At 74.7% G+C, this 1,471-nt stretch carries 1 protein-coding gene; it reads right to left on the bottom strand.

From position 1 onward, the window contains the following. Positions 1-1,152, bottom strand: a 1,152-nt coding sequence (locus tag KBX53_RS32705; RefSeq protein ID WP_210863724.1) for a sensor domain-containing protein, incomplete at its 3' end; no start/stop codon positions are given. Positions 1,153-1,471: the final 319 nt, after the last annotated feature.

A 1,471-nucleotide genomic window follows, 5' to 3' on the forward strand; every position in this document is an offset into this window, starting at 1 on the left:
GCCGTCGTCGGTCACCTCGACGACGAGGTCACCGCCGGCCCGGGTGAGGCGGAGGTCGGCGCGGGTAGCCCGGGCGTGCCGGGCGACGTTGCCCAGCGCCTCGGAGACCACGAAGTAGGCGGTGGTCTCCACGATCTCCGGCAGCTCGCCGTGCAGGTCGGCGCGCACGGCAACTGGGATGGTGGCGGCGTCGGCCAGTTCGCGTACCGCACCGGCCAGGCCGAGGTCGGTGAGGCTCTGCGGGCGGATGCCGTGCACCAACTGCCGCAGCATCACCATCAGGCCCCTTGCCTGGTCGTGCGCCACGGCGAGGGGTCGGGAGGCGGGGGAGTCCTCGGGCACGTCCAGCCGGGCCAGCCCCAGCTGCAGGGTGAGGCTGGTGAGTCGGGGCTGTGCGCCGTCGTGCAGGTCGCGTTCGATGCGGCGGCGTTCGGCCTCGTACGCCCCGACCAGTCGGGTGCGGGAGCGGGTGACCTCGCGCAGCGCCGCCGCGTCCACCGGATGAGCCAGCAGCCACCGGGCCACGGCCGCCTGCACGGCGGCGAGCAGGCCGACGGCGTACCAGAGCACCGGGATCAGCAGCACCCCCACGATCGCGTACGGGACGGCTTCGCCGGTGCTGTCGATCGGCTGCCAGATCACCACCGGCTGGTTGGCGTCGCCGGCCAGCCAGGGGCTGGAGATCATCCCGAGGTCCAGCAGGACCAGCAGCAGGAACACCCAGTACGCGACCGGCGCGAAGCCGCCCAGCCAGAACAGGTACGCCACCTCCCGCCAGGTCGCGGCGCTGCGGTAGCGGGCGACCAGGCCCGGCCACGGCGACGAGGGCAGCGCACGACCGTCGACGAGCCCGACCCGCCACCGCTCGACGGCGGCCACCGGAAAGCTGACCAGCGGGGCCAACGCCAGCAGGATGAGGCTGCCGGTGGCCAGGAACAGCGTCAGCGCGACGCTCGGCGGCCGGCCGTGCAGGCGGAACGCGTTGACGGCGGCCAGCAGGGGCGCGCCGATGACGAGCAGCCCGACGGTGAGCACGCCGGCGATCGGCACGGTGGTCACCAGGTAGGCCAGCGCCCGCCAGGGCCACGCGGTGAGCAGCCAGCGGCGGCGGCGCAGCGCCTCGGCCAGGTGCGAAGGGTGTTCCGTGGTCATGCCGCAGACGCTAATCGGCAGCGGCTGGCTGCCCCAGCCGTCCAGATCCACTCTTCGGGGTATGCCCAGCACTACCCGCGAACGGGTGTGCGGGGTCCGGAAAGGGGAAGAACGGGCCGTCACGCGGCCTGCGTGACCGGTGTCGGCGGCGGCTGGAGAGACATGGGTGCCAGAACCTTCGTGGTGGTCGGCGGGACCAGCGGTCTCGGTCTCGCGGTGGCCCGACTGCTCGTCGACGCGCCCCGGGGGGGGGGGGGCGGCAACGGGGCGGGCGGGGGCGCCGCGGCGCCCGCCGAGGGGGGGTGGGGCGGGGGGGGGG

It is taken from the genome of Micromonospora sp. M51 (assembly GCF_018070305.1).
Lineage (GTDB): Bacteria > Actinomycetota > Actinomycetes > Mycobacteriales > Micromonosporaceae > Micromonospora > Micromonospora parva.